Below are 15,664 nucleotides of genomic sequence, written 5' to 3'. Positions count from 1 at the left end.
GCCAGCACCTGTCACGCCGTCGGCGCAGCCACGTCGTCCTGGCGGGCGAACGCCACCTTGGGCGCCAGCGTGAGGGCGATCGCAGCCAGCAGCGCGGCGCCCGAGCAGACGCTCCACACCACCAGGTAGCCCGAGAGCGGCGCGTTGGCCGCCTCCTCGCCGAGCTTGTCGATCGACCCGGTGGACGCCAGCGCGATCGCGAAGATCGAGGACGCGATGGCCCCGCCGATGACCTTGGTGCCGTTGGTCATGCCGGTCGCGATGCCCGTCCGCTCCGGTGGCGCCGCGGCCGCGGCGGCTGCCGGCAGGGATGCGACCAGAGCGCCCGAGCCGAGCCCCGCGATCGCCATGTTGATGATCGCCTGCAGCGTCGTGTCGTGGAACGGCAGCCACAGCGCATAGCCGGCGGCGACGAACAGGCACGCGATGATCAGCGTGCGCCGGACGCCGAACAGCCGCGTCGTCACCGGCAGCGTGAACGCTCCGATCGCGAGGGTGATGACGTAGACGCCGATGAGCGTCGAGACGAAGCCCGAGTCGGCGCCGAGGCCGTACCCGCGGACGTCCGGATCGGCCTGGGCGAAGGTTGACAAGGGGATCTGACCTCCCAGCACCGGGATGCCGAACAGGAACGCCGTCAGCTGGATCGGCCACTGGCTCGGGCTCGCGAGCAGGTCGACGTCCACGATGGGGTCGGCGACCGACCGCTCGTGACGCACGAACGGCACCAGCACGAGCACGCCGAGCAGCATCACGATCCACGCGCGGACGCTTCCCGCTCCGTCCAGACGCACCAGCACCAGACCGGCCATGACCAGGCCGAGCGCGAGCGTCACGAGGGCCAGGCCCGTCCAGTCGATGCCACCGGACGACTCCCCCGGCGCGTCCTCGATGCCGAACCACACCGCCACCAGCACGACCGTCACGACGACCGCCGGCACCGCGAGGACGACGTTCATGTCGAGGCTCTCGACGATCGCGCCGCTGGTCAGGGCGCCGATGATGACGGCCAGCTCGAGCGCGCCGACGAGCACCGCGGCACCGCGACGGGTCAGCAGCCCCTGACGTCCGGAGTCGCGGGTGCGGCGGTGGATGATCGCGATCTCGAGCGGCAGCCAGATGATCGCGGCACCCTGCAGCGCCCAGCCGATCAGGAACGTCGTGAAGGACGGCGCGACGACCGTGATCCACGAGCCGAGTGCCGTGACGGCGGTGGCCAGCACCAGCACCTTCTTGTGACCGATGAGGTCGCCGAGGCGCGCCAGCAGCGGGATCGCGAGCGCCGAGACGATCAGCTGTGCCGCCTCGAACCAGTTGATGTCTCCCTCGGAGATGTCGAGGTGCTCGGCGATCTGCGGGTAGATCGGCGTGTAGTAGCCCTGCAGCACGCCGCTGGCGATCTCGACGGCGACGAGGAAGCCGACGACTGCGCCCAGCCCTTGCGCGGCGGCCCTACCGGTCGATGTCGTCATGCGGGGAGCCTCTCGATCAGTCGGCGGTACCAGCGGACGCCGTCCAGGAAGGCGTCCACGCCCAGGTGCTCGTCGAAGGAGTGGATCGACTCGCGCTGCGCCTTCGTCATGCGGAACGGCGCGAAGCGGTAGACCCGCGGGCAGATCGCGGTGAAGAAGCGCGAGTCGGTGGCGGCCATCATGACGTACGGCGACGGGACGGCGTCCGGGAAGATCTCGGTGATCGTGCCCTCGATCAGCTCGAACGCCTCGTCCATCGGCGAGATGGGGCTGGGCTCGTTCTGCTCGACGACGTCGATGTGCACCTGGTCGTCGTTGACGGCCTTGCGGACGTGCTCGAGCACGCCGGCCACGGTGTCGCCGACCATGATGCGGATGTTGACGCCGGCCTTCGCGGTGGCGGCGATGACGTTGAGCGCGGGCGCGCCCGAGAGCGTCGTGATGGCGAAGGTCGTGCGGGTCATCGCGGCGGGCTCGGCGCCGGCGAGGACGAGCGCGCGGGTCAGCAGCGGCTTGGCGCGGCCGGCGTTCTGCATGATCGGACGCAGTGCGAGTGGCGCGTGTGCGCCCATGCGGCGGAACAGCTCGACGGTCGGGGCGGGGACGCTGGCGGGCATGGGCGAGTTGTCGAGGCGGGTGATCGCGCGGGCGATGCGGGCCGTGGGCCCCAGCTTCGCGGGTGTGGACGCGTGCCCGCCGCGTCCCTCGACCCGCAGCTCGACCGACGTCACCCCCTTCTCGGTGACGCCGATGACGCCGATCGGTGCGGCGACGCCCGGGAACGCCTCGCTCGCGATCGCGCCACCCTCGTCGATGACGAACCATGGCTGCACTCCCTTGGCCCTCAGCGCCTCGACCGCGAGGACGGCAGACGTGCCGGAGACCTCCTCGTTGCAGCCGAACGACAGCCAGACGTCCTGCGCGGGCACGAACCCCTCGACGAGTAGACACTCGACCGCGGCGCAGATGCCGACGAGGCTGCCCTTGTCGTCCAGCGTGCCGCGGCCCCAGATCGTGCCGTCGACGACCTTGCCGCTGAACGCCGGGTACTGCCACTGCCCCTCGACCGGGACGACGTCCAGGTGCGCCATCATCACGACCGGCTTGGCGTCGCTCCTGCCGATCCAGCGGAACAGCAGGCCGTGCGTGTCGACGCGCGTCAGCTCGAGGTGTTGGTGGACGAGCGGGAACCGCCGCTCGAGCTCGTCCAGCGCCTCGTCGAACGCGGCCACGTCGACGTTCGCGGGGTCGCGATCGCTGACGGTGGGGATCCGCACCAGGGCCTGCAGTGCCGCGACTGCCGCGTCGTCATCCATGGCCGCAGACTAACGGCGGACGGGCTCAGGCTGTCTCGTCCGCGACGTGGCGCCGCCCTCGCCGCCTCGCGGTCGGCGCTGGGACGCGTAGCGTGGTCACATGACTTCTGACGTTGACGTCCCGGTGGACTGGCCGACCAATTGCCCTCTCTGCGGCACCGAGCTCAAGTCCGAGGTCGTCGACTCGCGGGTGACCAACGACTTCGACGAGGGCGCTCCGACCCCGACCCTGGCCGTCGACGTCTGCCCGAACCCCGACTGCCCGGGCGCGAACTCCGACTCGACCGGCGAAGCTCAGGCCACGTAGCTCTCGGCGAACAGCTCGGCCGAGCGCAGCCGCTGGTCGACGGTCGAGCCCTGGTGGGTGACGATCAGCTCGTCGATGCCGGTCTCGTCCACGAACTGCTCGACGTGCTTGACCACGATGTCGGGCGTGCCGGCGGCGCTGTACGTCATCATCTCGCGCAGGTGCTGGCCCTGCGGTGACGCGAGCACCTCGTCGGCCTGCTCGTCGGTGTACTTGGTGCCGGGGCGCACGAGCAGTGCCACACGGCTGCGCGCGACCTCAAGCTGCTGGCGCTCGGCGGAGGCCTGGTCGTCGGCGGCGAAGACGTTGTAAGCAGCCATCAGGTGGGGCTTGTCGAGCTGCTCGGACGGCTTGAACTCGCTGCGGTACAGCGCGATCGCGTCGTGCAGGGCGGCCGGCGCGAAGTGCGACGCGAAGGCGTAGGGCAGGCCGAGAGCCGCAGCCAGTCCTGCGCCGTACAGCGACGAGCCGAGGATGTAGAGCGGGACGTCCGTGCCGGCGCCCGGGTAGGCGGAAACGCCCGGGATGCGCGACTGACCGTGCAGATACGCCTGCAGCTCGAGGACGTCCTCGGGGAAGCTGTCGGACGACGCGGCGTTGCGGCGCAGTGCGTGCATCGTGTTCTGGTCGCTGCCCGGCGCGCGACCCAGGCCGAGGTCGATCCGGCCGGGGTGGAGGGTCTCCAACGTGCCGAACTGCTCGGCGATCGTGAGCGGCGAGTGGTTCGGCAGCATCACTCCCCCGGAGCCGAGACGGATGGTGCTGGTGTGGGCTGCCACGTGGGCGATCAGCACCGACGTCGCGGACGAGGCGATGGACGCCATGTTGTGGTGCTCGGCGTACCAGACCCGCTGGTAGCCCAGTCGTTCCGCCGTCTGCGCCAAGACCACGCTGCCTGCCAAGGACTCGGCGATCGTCTGGTTCTTGCCGACGGTGGCGAGGTCGAGGATGGAGACCGGCACAGACATGGAACACCCTTCATCGCGTAGACAGCGCCGACTGACGCCGCCTACTGAGTGACAACCCGCCAGCCGCCCGATCTCATCCCGACGTCGTGGTGTCCCATGCCACCCGCGTCGTGACAGGCGACCGGATCTCCGTGTCGGCTGGACCTTCCCGACATGACACGAGGCCGACCCCACCGGGGCCGGCCTCGTGCTTCAGCTCGTGCGATCAGACCGCGGGCGGCGGCGTTCCGTACGGGTCGTACGAACCCGCGCCGGCCTGCTTGGGGTTGGGGCCGTACTTGTTGTCGGGGCCGCTGTCGGTCGCGAAGAAGACGATCAGCACGATCCATCCGACGATCGGGATGATGCCGATGAGCTGCAGCCACCCCGACTTGTCGGTGTCGTGCAGTCGACGAGCGCCGACCGACAAGCTCGGGACGATGGTGGCGATGATGAGGACCCACTGCAGGATCATGGCGCCGAGGATCGCGTCGATGATGCCGGCGACGATCGACGCGATGAAAAGCGCGAGGGTGAAGAACCAGTACTCCGACCGGCGAGCGCGGCCGTTGAAGTTGGCGTACTGCGACAGGACGCTTTGAACGGCTTCTTGCATGTTCATGGGAGTGCTCCAGGGGCATAGGGACGGTGCGAGACAACCTAGCGCCATTCTGGGGGCGCATGGGGCGTCCTGCGTGTGGTGTGAGCCGTGCAAAGATCGACTGCCGGCACGCAACGGAGGTGCAGATGTCTGAGCTGACGTACCACGAGGTGGGAGCTACGTCCGGCGAGCTCCCGGACGGCTACCACCACGTGCGTGCGTCCCGGGTGATCGGGAGCGGACGCGGCGCGTTCGAGTCCGCCTCTGCGGCATTGCTGTCGTGGCAGATGCACGAGCGAGCTGGCGTACGGAAACTGTCGGGGCCCGACGCGGCCACAGCAGGCAACGATGTCGCGTTCCGGTGGCTCCTCCTCCGGTTCGAGTGCCGAGTCGTGTCAGTCATGGACGAGCCGGATCGTCAGGGGTTCACCTACGGCACGCTCGCGAAGCACCCGGAGTGCGGCGAGGAACGGTTCGTCGTCGAGATCGACCCGCACACACAGGACGTCACCGCGACCATCACCGCGTTCTCGAAACCGTCCGGCTGGCTAGTCCGCGCGGGTGGACCAGTGCCGCGGCTCGTGCAGACCTTCATGACACGGCAATACCTCGCCTCGCTAGCGAGGCTCCATAGGTCATGAGACTCGTCCTCGACACTCGCCGCTAGAGCTGCCTTCGACTTGTCTGCGCATTTGGCCTCGTCAACACGACGCGTTTCGCAAAACGCTCATGACTCGCCGTCAAGCAACCTAGTGTCCATTCATGTGACGCTCCCATCACCGGACGCCCAGACGTCGGCCTCCATGACCTCCCGCCGTACAACACGCTGGTTGCTGACGGCCCTTGTAGTCGCCGTGGTGATCTCAGCGAGCCTGACGCTGGGCGCCCGTCAGGTCCATTCCGCTTACGCATGGGCCACAGGGGCCGAAGCTTCCGCTACCGACCTCGACGCGGACACCGACCACGACGGACTCTTGACGAAGGTCGAGCTGGCAGGTTTCGCGACGGCCTCCGGGACCACGTACGTGTCAGACCCTCACGTCGCCGACAGCGACGGCGACGGTCTGACCGACGGGGAGGAAGCCGGTGCACAGATCACGACGAACGCGGCGGGCCCGATTTATCGTGGCATCTCGGACCCTTCATCGAAGGACTCCGAGGGTGACGGCGTCGGCGACGCCGACGAGTACTTCCTCGGCACGGACCCTTGGTCAAAGGACACGGACGGCGACGGGCTGCCTGACGAGGACGAGCTCAACTTCGGATCCGACCCGCTGACGAAGAACCCCGATGACGACGCGTTCTCAGACATGGAGGAGCGAGACCGTGGGTCGGCACCATTGACCTACGACGAGAGCGGCTGGCGCGCTCATGTGGGCACCGCCTCCTTGGTACTCAAGAAGGCTCTGTCCGTCGCCGACACCATGTCGGGCGGGGGCAAGCTCAAGGCGGCCTCCAAGGCGGTGGACCTGGCAAAGGCTGCGGGAATTGCTGCTCCGGTGATCTGGAATGCGCTCAGGCACTTGAACCTCTCCGGCATCGACGACGAACTACGGGACAAGTTGTTCGGGGACGACATGTCCAAGCTCGGTGCGACGCTCGACGGCGGGGACAGGGCCTACGTCGCGTACGTCGGTCGCGAGCCGGGAGGTGATGTCGCATTCGTGGGCGTGACGAACGACTTTGCGGACTTGAAGGCGGACTATGGCGGACTGAACGCGCTGGAGACCGTCGGTGGGTCGAAACCGATGTCACTTGGGAGAGCGAGGGCCATTGCTGAAGCCGTCATTCACGAGACGTACGACCGCATGGACGACAACGCGATGGCCAACACTCGACACGTCATCGACAGGGCGAATCACCTGTACGCTCCAGCACTCGCTTGGGGCCGCGAACAGATCGGACGCGAGCGAGTGGACCGCTGACTCGTCCTCGGTGAAACCGTCACCGCAGATTCGCTGCGACGCAGTCCGGCGGACGAACCGCTCTGGACGTGGCCTTCGCTTCGTCCAGCCGCCCACGAACCGGAAACTGTCACATGCAGGCGTCATCGTCGTGCCGTGAGCGATGATCACGGCTACGAGTCCGTCTACTCGTTCCAGGCGCGAGCTCATCGACACTGGTGTCACGTGCGCGCGCTGATGCTGTCGGAACATGTCGAGATGCAGCGCGACTTCGGCGCCACTGACGAAGCGATGAATGAAGCTCGAAGCGAAGCCGCCCTGGCACAACACTCACGTCACGAAGTCCGTAGCTTGCTCGTCGCCATGGCCAGCCGCGACGATCGCGAGATCGTGTCGTTCGGGTACGACCGGCTCGGTCTGGTCGCGTCCTTGGTCTTCCGGCCTCGTAGCGCGCTGGTCTTCGAACCGGTGTGGGTACCGGCTCGCTGCAAGCCGATGTTCGTCGAGCTGCTGAGGATTCTCGAACGATCGGATCTGCCGTTCGCCGACCGGGAGTCGTAGTTGGGCCGTCCAGTGCGCGGCAGGGCCAGACCGGCTGGCGTCACCGAGGTCGCTCGGTGCGCCGCGCGCCGACGCCCATCAGCGAACGGGGCGGCATGTCCACACGACGCGAACTCACGATCGCAGCCTGCGGACGCTGCTCGAACTGAACAGGTCCGTGGCTCGCTGTGACCACGTCGCCGCAGATCGCTGGCTGACGGGCCGATGACGCATCGATGCTGGCTCGGAGGGTGGCGGCTGGCCGCTCCACATCGAGGGAGACCTAATGAACGACACGACCCCAAGCGGCAGCACGCCGCCCGGCTTCTACCCCGACTCGTCCGGCGCCATGCGCTGGTGGGACGGGGGTGCTTGGACTGAGCAGACGCAGCAGGGGGCGCGCGTCCAGCCGGCACCTGTCAAGAAGAAGCACACCGTTCGCAACGTGCTGCTGAGCGTCATCGCCGTCGGAGTGCTTCTTATCGGCGGCTGCCTGGCACTGGTCGGTGGCGCTGCGAACGAGGTCGGCAAGTCGATCGAGAAGGCGGAGACCAAGGACAACAAGCCGGGCGGACCGGCCAACCCGCTCACGATCGTCGAGGGCAAGGCCTTCTCGGTGTCGGGGTTCGACTATTCGGCGGGTTGGACGCTCGGCAAGGACGGACTCGGCAGCGTCGAGATCGCCCAGCTGAAAGTCACGAACAATCGCGACGAGAAGGGCTCGGCACTGGTCGACATCAAGCTCATGAAGGGCACCGAGGTGCTCGCGCTGACCGACTGCACGACCGAGCCGGTGGCCGTCGGCCAGACGACGACACTCTCGTGCATCAGCGCGGACGACCTGCCGACGTCGTGCGACCACATCACGATCAACGACTCGTTCTGAGCGCTACGATGACTGAGGATCTTGACCGCCCGACGCGGACGTGCGGCCGGTGCAGCACCGAGACGCTCGTCGCAGGCCACTTCTGCCCCTCCTGCGGCACCTCGTTCGCGCGTCGGTCGCGCCGCCTCACGCGCAGGACCGTCTTAGCAGCCACGATCGCGGTCTTGGTCGGTGCCGGAGCGGCCGGACTGCTGGTCAAGCAGCACGCCCGACCAGCAGACGGCCGGCCGGGGCGGATCTCGTCGAGGCCCTGCAGGACGAGGTGACGAAGGACGCGAAGGAGAAGGTCGCTGACGACATTCTCGAAGGGCCGATCCTCTACTCGAGCTGCACGGCTACGGGCGGCGGATTGACCGACGACCTCAAGGCGTTGACGAGGACGTGGAGTGCCTGGCCGTGAACGAGGAGAACGCGGCCGGAACGCCGTCCTGGTAGCAGTACTCGGGGACGGCGGACTGGGGTTCGGGGTCCTGCGCCTGGCGACTCGGCGGGTGATGTCGGCTATGCCGGTGATCGCTCGCCCGTGGCGTCAGCCCTCTTGATCATCCTTTCGGCGGCGCCGCGGACGATCTTCCATGCGATTCGCCAGCCGTCCCTTGACGGACCTACCGCGGCTGACCGTCCCGGCTCTGAACTTGTTCGCACCGTCGACTCCGCCAGCCCCCACTTCGAGTGCCCGTGCACCTACCTCTGCAGCGGCAGTGGACCACCGTTTGGCACGTATCTCGTCCCAATGCGAATCGGTTCCCAGTACCTCGTAGAAGTCGTCCACGGCGCCCGAGATGTCGTTGCGAGCAATGACGATGGAGGGCGACTTGGCCGGATGCCGCAAGACCTTGGTGTTCGCCGTGCCCGCTGCGTCATCCATCCGCGCGACCAATCGCCCAGCAACGAGCGACATCGCGTCCATCCGCTCGCTGCGTGCGGCTCTCAGGCCGAGCCGATGTCCGTCCAGGTCAGCTGGAGCGGCGTCCAGAACGCGATCGAGTTCAAGTACCGCCATGGCGTCGTGCAATTGGAAGCAACGAGCGAGGATCGCGAGCCACTCACGAGTCTTGGCCCGTGCGAGCTTCGACGACTCGGCCAGATCGCCCACCTTGCCCTCGCGCTCAAGCTGCTCGGCGATGGTCTCGAGCTGGCGAAGCGCGTATGCCTGAGTGCGAGCGATCGTGGATGCAGTTCCCTGAGCCTTCGACCACGTGACTTCGTTGACGCGCCCGCCGTGCTCGCGGATGGTCAGAGCCTCTCGGAGTACGAGATCTGCTCCGACCATGTCCGCCAGGACCGCGTCCTTCTGGCCACGAAGAACGTCGTCGACCTTCTCGTCGATCCGCTCGAGGTAGCTGGTGATCTCGCTCATGCTCTGCTGCATCGCGGCCTGCGCCATGATGCCGGCGACGCCGGCGAGGGCAGCCGGATTGGTCAACAGCGATCGAGGCGTCTTGACGAACTCGACAAAGCCGCCCACCTGGCCCTTCTTCTGCCCGTTGACCACACCGGTCTTGACGCCCTTGGACGTCTCCCTCAACCCGTGCTTCTCGATGAGTTGCGCCGACTCCTCGGTCAGCTTCATCCAACGGCCCGAGTTCGCCGACAGGGCTGATCCAGCCTGAGCGGCGTCAGCTCCTGCACCGAGCAGAGACCCGAGCCCGGGCAGCGCCACTGTCTTCGACTCAAGCCTCTCAGCGGCGATGAACCTTTCGATCGCGTCAGCTTCGCCGATGATCGCCAGACCATCACCATCACTGACAAGCTGGACGTCATCAGTCATGCGACATCTGCCTCAGCGACTCCGACAGCCTCTCGAGCCTGCTTGGCATTTCGAGATCCCGAATGACGCATCCACACAGCGACGTCCAGCAACCGAAGCGTCGAAGGCCGTTCGTCCGAGGATCCGGTCCAGAGCCCGTCGATGTCCGCGCGGAGGTCACCATCAGCAAGCGCCTCCTGCAGTCCCAGCCAGGCGTTCTGGTTGACGAGGCCGAGCCCACGGCGAACGACGGAATCGAGGATCGGGTAGAGATGCGGGCGTTTGCGAGCCATCAACTTGCTGGCCCTGGTGGGGCCAATCCCGTCAAGCTCCCGCAGGCTCTGCCATAGCTTCATCGAATCTGATTCTGCTCCGAGTGCAATACCGTCCCAGATGGCGACGTCGGCCGGGATGGCGGCCAGCGCGGTGTCCGCTGCATTGTCGGATACCAGTCCGCGGACCGCTCTAGGCTCGAACCGCACGTCCAGCAGGGAAGCGGCAAGGAGATCGTCGCTGGTGAACCTGCCTACCGGGTTCTCTCCGAGCCCGTCGAACAAGTTACCTGCGAAGCGTCCGTTCGCGTAGTACTCGGACACGAGGTCCGCTCCATGATCAGCGACGATGCCCCTGATGCGACAAGCAAGCGTCCGGTTGTGATCGATCGACGTTGTCATGTCGTTCCTTTCAGTCGCTTCAGCACGGCAGTGCCGCCTTGCTTCTCGATGTGGGCCGGATCGCCGCAGACGACCAGCAGGTCGCGTGCGCGTGAGAGGCCGACGTACAACCGCTCCTTCGCCCGGTCGCGGTCAGGTCCTTCGTTGACGGCAAGGATCACGGCCGGCCGCTCGAGACCCTTGAAGCCGGACACGTGACCGTAGAAAACCTGGTCCTTGTCCCAGAACGAGTCCCAGTAGTGCTCCCAACCGGCCTCTTGTCGCGCCTTCTGCTCGGGGTGACGGGGCCCCGTGGCGAGCACGGCGATGTCGGACGGCTCCCAACCTTCCTCAATCAGCTGGTCGACTAGGTCGTCCGCACGATCGAGCGCCTCGTCGTGAGCGCACTCGACGAAGCGGACGTCCTCGCCGTCGTGCTGGCTGACACGTAGTCGGTTCGGCGCCATGGGCGAAAAGGTCTGAGAGATCTGCTTCGTGTTGCGCAGGTTGCGGTCGAGGATCAGCGGCACCAGCCCGGCCGGTGAGTCCCCGAACCGCTGGAAGATGCGCTGCCCCTCATCGGTGAACACGTACAGGCCGCTGTCCTCGTACTTGAGCGCCTCGAGGACGACGGGCCACCACGAGTCGGCGAAGTCCTGCGCCTCATCGATGACGATCGCGTCGAAGTGTTCGTGCCACTCACGCTGACGCACGAGCTGGAGCATCTGCTGGGGAAGGCGGTTCTCCCAGAAGTCCGAGTCGTTGTCGCTGCCGGGAGTCGCTCCCCACTCGAGTCCGAGCCCGTGGAAGGTGCCGACGTAGGCAGGCTGGTCCTTGTGCCCGAAGGTGCTGAGCCGTCGCTTCATCCACACCGAAAGTCCCCGGGAGTAGCTCATCAGGGCGACCCGCTTGCCCTCGCGGGTGAGCCGGCGCGCCTGCTCGACGGCCAGCCACGTCTTGCCGCTGCCCGCTCCCCCACGGATCTCGACCTGGTCGACGGCCTGGATGAAGTCGAGGATCCGCGACTGCTCGAGGCTGAGCCTCTCGATGACGTCGTCGTGCTCAGCGACACGATCGGCGACGTCGTCGGACGGCTGGCTCGCCGCGACGCGCTGGGGCAGGAACCGTCCCTGCAGGGCTTCGTGGATCGCGACGATGTCGAGGCCGTCGCACGCGCGGACGTCCTTGTCCTGCAACGTCAGGATGTTGCGCAACCGGCTGACGATGTCCGACATGTCGTCGCGGTCCACCACCATCCACCGGTGACAGTCGGGCATGTCGAACCCGGGGTCAAGCCGGACGTTCGGCAGCACGATGCCGTGAGCCCATAGGATCGGACGCTTGCCCGCCCATGCCATCGACTCCTCCACCCACTTCTTGAGCACGTGCTTGGCCGTCATGGCCTGCTCGACCGGGTCGCGCCGCTTGACGCCGCCGGGCAGCTCTTGGAACCACTTCCCGTCCTCGACCCACACCTTGCCGCCCTTGACCTCCAGCACGACGACCCCCAGACCGTCGAAGACGACCGCGATGTCGAGCTCGTAGTCACGCTGGTGATCGGTGAACCGCTGGTTGGCGATGAGCAGGTCGTTCTCGCCGAGCTGCTCGTGCAGTGCCGTCCAGACGCGCTGCTCGGCGCCACTCGCGAACTTCGGGGCATCGGGCCAGAGCATGGGAGTCGACATGTCGCAGATCCTGTCAGTGAAGTGGTGCAGATGTCCGGAAGCCGTCCGGCGCTTCGCGGTTCGGACCGAGCTCGGCCGCACTCACGGACGCTAGATGCACGAGCCGACAGTATTATGCAGGCAGCATCGAACCCCACCGGCGATCAGCGGTCTCGCTGCTCCATCATGCGCTGCATCGCGCGCTTCTGGACCTCGGCCAGGACGTCGAGCCGTTCGGACGAGTCGAACTCTTCCAAGAGGTCGATGATGTCGCCGATCAGGTCGTCGCGGTTGTCGGGCGCATCTGCCGCGGAGAGCGAGTCGGTGATGGAAGCGACGGACAGACGTGCGACCTTCGCGCTCCCCCGACCACTTAACAGGTCGTCCGAAAATCGCTCTGCCCGCTGTACTTCTGACTTGTCGGACGGGTCGCCCGGGATCGTTCGCTCGAGGTCCTCGACGCTGATGTTCAGCGCGGACGCGATCGCGCGCGCGGCATTGCGCGATGGCTTGCGCAGCCCCGTCTCCAGCTGCGAGATGTAGGGGTACGACAGCTCGGACGCCTCGGCCAGCTGCGACCTCGAGAGTCCCAGCCGGTCGCGCTGCTCCTTGATCACTCGCGCGAAGGGCGGAAGCGAGTTCATGAATTGCTCCTTGCATAATCTATGCTCATTGCATTATGCTGCAAGCACAATCCTAGACGAAAGGAGCCGAGAATGGAACTCAACACTCGTCTCGACCGGGACCGTTACATTTGGATGTCCCGCGACCTCAGCACCAGCGACCGCGCGTCGCTGCTGGTGGAGGTCACCGCGCCGCCGCTACCCCGCAGCGAGCGGGCGGTCGCCACGAACCTCGTGGTCGTCCTCGACCGCAGCGGTTCGATGTCCGGCGCACCGCTCGACCACGCCAAGCAGTCGCTCTGCGACGTGATCGACCGCCTCAAGCCCACTGACACGTTCGGACTCGTCACATTCGACAACGCCGTCGACGTCGTCATCCCCGCCGGCCCGGTCGTCGACCCCGCCCGGCTCAAGTGGGAGGTCCGAAACGTCCGGGCCGGCGGATCGACCGACCTCGCCGCCGGACTCGTCCGTGGCCTGAAAGAAGCTCGCCGGCTCGAGGCGACCGACGGCGTCCGCGTGCTGCTGGTGAGCGACGGTCACGCCAACCACGGCGTCACCGACGCCGACGTCATCGGACGGCGCGTCGGCCAGTTCGTCGACGAGCGCATCACGACGTCGGTGCTCGGCCTCGGGCTCGGATACGACGAGGTGCTGCTGGAGTCGGTGGCGCGCCGTGGGTCGGGCAACACCTACTTCGCCGCCGAGGTCGGCGACGCCGTCGAGGCGATCGCGGCGGAGTGCGGTGAGCTGCTCGCGCAGCGCTTCCTCTCCGTCCGGGTCACCGTCACGACGGGCAACGGCGTCAAGGACGTCCGGGTGCTTGGCGACCTCAACCAGCGGTCGGTCGCGGACCGAGTGCAGATCGACCTCGGCGGCTTCGTCCAGGATCAGACGCGCAGCGTCGTCCTGCAGTTCGACCCGAAGCAGGCGCCCAAGCCCGGACGCCGCAAGGTCGCCACAGTGCGGGTCACATACGTGCTCGCCGACGACCTGCAGGACTACTCGGTGTCGCACACCGTGTGGGCGCGGGTGGCCGGCCCGGGCGACCGTCCCGCCGTTGTTGATCGCGAGGTCACCGCCGAGGTCGTCTTCCAGGGCGTGCAGCGGCACAAGCGCCGTGCCACCGAGGCAGTGCAGGTCGGCGATCTCGAAGCCGCCCGCCGTCGCTACCAGCGAGCGCTCCGCAGCATCAAGCGGCACTGGGCAGCGATCCCGCGCGAACGGCGTCCTGAGTTCGAGAAGGACAGGATCCTGATCGAGCAGGCACTCGAACGGCTGGACGAACCGACGGCCGACGGCCTGCAGTTCCTCAGCAAGTCGATGTCGGCCAACCTCGCGGTCACGATGCGCTCCCGCGACCGTCGTCGGGGCGGAGCGTCATGACCGACTCCCCCATCACCGACCTCGACGAACTGCTCGACGCCTTTGGAACCGACTCGCTCGACGACGTCGCCTGGATGATCGAGGAGGCGGCATCCGACGTCACCGACGGACGCGTCGTCACCATCGCGGACGAGAGCGACGAGGCATTCACCGTCATCGTCGACCGGTTCGGCACCGAGATCGAGTTCCCGACGACGATGGCCAAGATCATCGATGTCGCCAACGACCTCGAGGCACTGCTGCAGCAGGCGGACCGCACGTACCGGGTCATCCAGGGGGATCCGGGTTCGCGCGTCGTCCTGCACGTGCCGCACGCGTCGCGGGTCATCCCGCCGGACGTGCGCGGCGACATCCTGCTCGACGACGACGCCCTCGAGCGCGAGCTCGACGCCATGACGGACGCGTTCACCGACGTCATCGCCGAGCGGTCGGCCGACCTCACCCACCTGCGTCCGTGGATCTTCGTCAACGAGACGTCACGGCTCGTCGTCGACCCGGAGCGATTCCCGGACGAGACCGAGGAGATGAACGCCGTCGGCATGGGCGCCATCTACACGCGGACGTCGACCGGTGCGGGGTTGCGCGACGACGACGCGGCCGCCGACCCGACCCTGCTCGAGAAGTACTTCGAGCCTTACGCCGAGGCCCTCACACGGCTGGTCGACGAGCGGCTCCGCGCCGCAGGCCAGGTGATCATCGTCGACCTGCACTCGTACCCGCTCGAGCCGTTGCCGTACGAGCTGCACGACGGGCCTCGTCCGGAGGTCTGCCTCGGCACCGACGACTTCCACACCCCCGATGCCCTCGTCGACACTGCTCGTGCAGCGTTCAGCTCGTTCGAGACGGACTTCAACACGCCCTTCGCCGGCTGCTACATCCCGCTCACGCACTACAGGTCGGCCGAGAACGTGCACGGGCTGATGATCGAGCTGCGGCGCGACCTGTACCTCGATGAATCGTTCGCGCTCGTCGAGCCCGCCGTGGAGCCGATCGCACAGGCCGTCGCCACGTTGCTCGACGACGTCGACCTCGGCGTCATCATCACCTGTGAGGGCATGAACGACGTGGACGGTCAGCTCGTCGTCGAGGAGGACGCGTGACGACGCCCATCTGGTTCCTCGACATCGACGGTGTCGTCAACGCCGCCGGTCTCGACCTGCCGCCGCACCTCGTCCGCACCGACGCGACGACCGCCGGCACGACGTGGCCGATCCACTGCTCCGCCGAGGTCGTCGCATTCATCAACCTGGCCCACCGCGGTGGCCTGGCAGAGGTCCGCTGGCTGACGACCTGGGGCCAGGACGCCCGCACCTCGTTCGCACCCGCCGTCGGTCTCGACGAGTTCTTCGCCTACGACATGTACGACAGCGAGCAGTGGTGGAAGGCGGAGATCGTGGCGAAGTCAATCGCCGACGAGAAGCGACCGTTCATCTGGACCGACGACGACATCGCCGAGGTCGAGGTAGCCGATTTCGTCTCTGCCACGACCCTTCCGTCCGTGCTTATCTCTCCTGTCACCGAGATCGGCCTGACGTCGGCCGAACTCCGCCGCGCCGCCCGTTTCGCGTCCGCTCATTGCACCGACAAGGACCTACTGTGACCGTGGCGCTACTTG

The 15,664-nt window shown here is 67.0% G+C and carries 16 protein-coding genes; 8 read left to right on the top strand and 8 right to left on the bottom strand.

What is annotated here, in order from left to right; genetic code table 11:
- Positions 1–11 precede the first annotated feature (11 nt).
- Both IFT73_RS04185 and IFT73_RS04180 read right to left on the bottom strand, forming a co-directional pair.
- Entirely contained in the window at positions 12–1,472 is a 1,461-nt protein-coding gene (locus IFT73_RS04185) for an MFS transporter (RefSeq protein WP_192166507.1), read from the bottom strand.
- Positions 1,469–2,788: a M20/M25/M40 family metallo-hydrolase gene (locus IFT73_RS04180; protein ID WP_192166506.1), complete on the bottom strand. Its 1,320-nt coding sequence runs from the start codon at positions 2,786–2,788 to the stop codon at positions 1,469–1,471. Before IFT73_RS04180 ends, IFT73_RS04185 begins: the two co-directional genes overlap by 4 nt.
- Positions 2,789–2,888: 100 nt before the next feature.
- On the opposite strand from IFT73_RS04180, the gene IFT73_RS04175 reads away from it, so the two are divergent.
- Complete coding sequence (locus tag IFT73_RS04175) at positions 2,889–3,095, top strand: hypothetical protein (RefSeq protein ID WP_192166505.1); 207 nt, start codon at positions 2,889–2,891, stop codon at positions 3,093–3,095.
- On the opposite strand, the gene IFT73_RS04170 is transcribed toward IFT73_RS04175, so the two are convergent.
- Positions 3,083–4,063, bottom strand: a complete 981-nt coding sequence (locus IFT73_RS04170) for an LLM class flavin-dependent oxidoreductase (protein ID WP_192166504.1) — start codon at positions 4,061–4,063, stop codon at positions 3,083–3,085. The two genes, IFT73_RS04175 and IFT73_RS04170, sit on opposite strands and share 13 nt — an antisense overlap.
- A 205-nt stretch (positions 4,064–4,268) precedes the next feature.
- A complete protein-coding gene (locus IFT73_RS04165; protein WP_192166503.1) occupies positions 4,269–4,664 on the bottom strand; it encodes a DUF805 domain-containing protein in 396 nt (131 codons plus the stop codon).
- Positions 4,665–4,789: 125 nt separating this feature from the next.
- Here IFT73_RS04165 and IFT73_RS04160 point away from each other — a divergent pair, with 125 nt between their 5' ends.
- From IFT73_RS04160 to IFT73_RS04145, 4 genes are all read left to right on the top strand, one after another.
- Complete coding sequence (locus IFT73_RS04160; RefSeq protein ID WP_192166502.1) at positions 4,790–5,284, top strand: DUF1990 domain-containing protein; 495 nt, start codon at positions 4,790–4,792, stop codon at positions 5,282–5,284.
- Between the two features lie 162 nt (positions 5,285–5,446).
- Positions 5,447–6,568 (top strand): thrombospondin type 3 repeat-containing protein, encoded by a 1,122-nt coding sequence (locus IFT73_RS04155; RefSeq protein ID WP_192166501.1) that lies wholly within the window; start codon positions 5,447–5,449, stop codon positions 6,566–6,568.
- A 135-nt stretch (positions 6,569–6,703) separates the two neighbouring features.
- Positions 6,704–7,108 (top strand): hypothetical protein, encoded by a 405-nt coding sequence (locus tag IFT73_RS04150; protein WP_192166500.1) that lies wholly within the window; start codon positions 6,704–6,706, stop codon positions 7,106–7,108.
- Positions 7,109–7,373: 265 nt separating this feature from the next.
- Positions 7,374–7,973: a DUF2510 domain-containing protein gene (locus IFT73_RS04145; protein WP_192166499.1), complete on the top strand. Its 600-nt coding sequence runs from the start codon at positions 7,374–7,376 to the stop codon at positions 7,971–7,973.
- 529 nt (positions 7,974–8,502) lie between these two features.
- On the opposite strand, the gene IFT73_RS04140 is transcribed toward IFT73_RS04145, so the two are convergent.
- The 4 genes from IFT73_RS04140 to IFT73_RS04125 form a co-directional block, all read right to left on the bottom strand.
- Positions 8,503–9,744 carry a hypothetical protein gene (locus IFT73_RS04140; protein ID WP_192166498.1) on the bottom strand — a complete coding sequence of 414 codons (1,242 nt, stop codon included), beginning with the start codon at positions 9,742–9,744 and terminating at the stop codon, positions 8,503–8,505.
- The gene (locus tag IFT73_RS04135; RefSeq protein ID WP_192166497.1) at positions 9,741–10,397 is read right to left on the bottom strand and encodes a DUF6308 family protein; all 657 of its coding nucleotides are present in this window, start codon (positions 10,395–10,397) and stop codon (positions 9,741–9,743) included. Before IFT73_RS04135 ends, IFT73_RS04140 begins: the two co-directional genes overlap by 4 nt.
- Entirely contained in the window at positions 10,394–12,061 is a 1,668-nt protein-coding gene (locus IFT73_RS04130) for a nuclease-related domain-containing DEAD/DEAH box helicase (protein WP_192166496.1), read from the bottom strand. The genes IFT73_RS04135 and IFT73_RS04130 overlap by 4 nt, the downstream gene beginning before the upstream one ends.
- Positions 12,062–12,204: 143 nt before the next feature.
- Positions 12,205–12,684, bottom strand: a complete 480-nt coding sequence (locus tag IFT73_RS04125) for a helix-turn-helix domain-containing protein (RefSeq protein WP_192166495.1) — start codon at positions 12,682–12,684, stop codon at positions 12,205–12,207.
- A gap of 114 nt (positions 12,685–12,798) precedes the next feature.
- Between IFT73_RS04125 and IFT73_RS04120 the strand changes: the two genes are divergently transcribed.
- The 3 genes from IFT73_RS04120 to IFT73_RS04110 are packed head-to-tail and all read left to right on the top strand — an operon-like array spanning position 12,799 to position 15,649.
- Positions 12,799–14,049, top strand: coding sequence for a VWA domain-containing protein (locus IFT73_RS04120; RefSeq protein WP_192166494.1), 1,251 nt, complete (start codon positions 12,799–12,801; stop codon positions 14,047–14,049).
- Positions 14,046–15,149, top strand: a complete 1,104-nt coding sequence (locus IFT73_RS04115; RefSeq protein ID WP_197983490.1) for an N-formylglutamate amidohydrolase — start codon at positions 14,046–14,048, stop codon at positions 15,147–15,149. The genes IFT73_RS04120 and IFT73_RS04115 overlap by 4 nt, the downstream gene beginning before the upstream one ends.
- Entirely contained in the window at positions 15,146–15,649 is a 504-nt protein-coding gene (locus IFT73_RS04110; protein WP_192166493.1) for a hypothetical protein, read from the top strand. Before IFT73_RS04115 ends, IFT73_RS04110 begins: the two co-directional genes overlap by 4 nt.
- Positions 15,650–15,664 lie beyond the last annotated feature (15 nt).

It is taken from the genome of Aeromicrobium sp. CFBP 8757 (assembly GCF_014841755.1).
Taxonomy (GTDB): Bacteria; Actinomycetota; Actinomycetes; order Propionibacteriales; family Nocardioidaceae; genus Aeromicrobium.
This window is presented reverse-complemented; position numbering and strand designations above follow the sequence as displayed.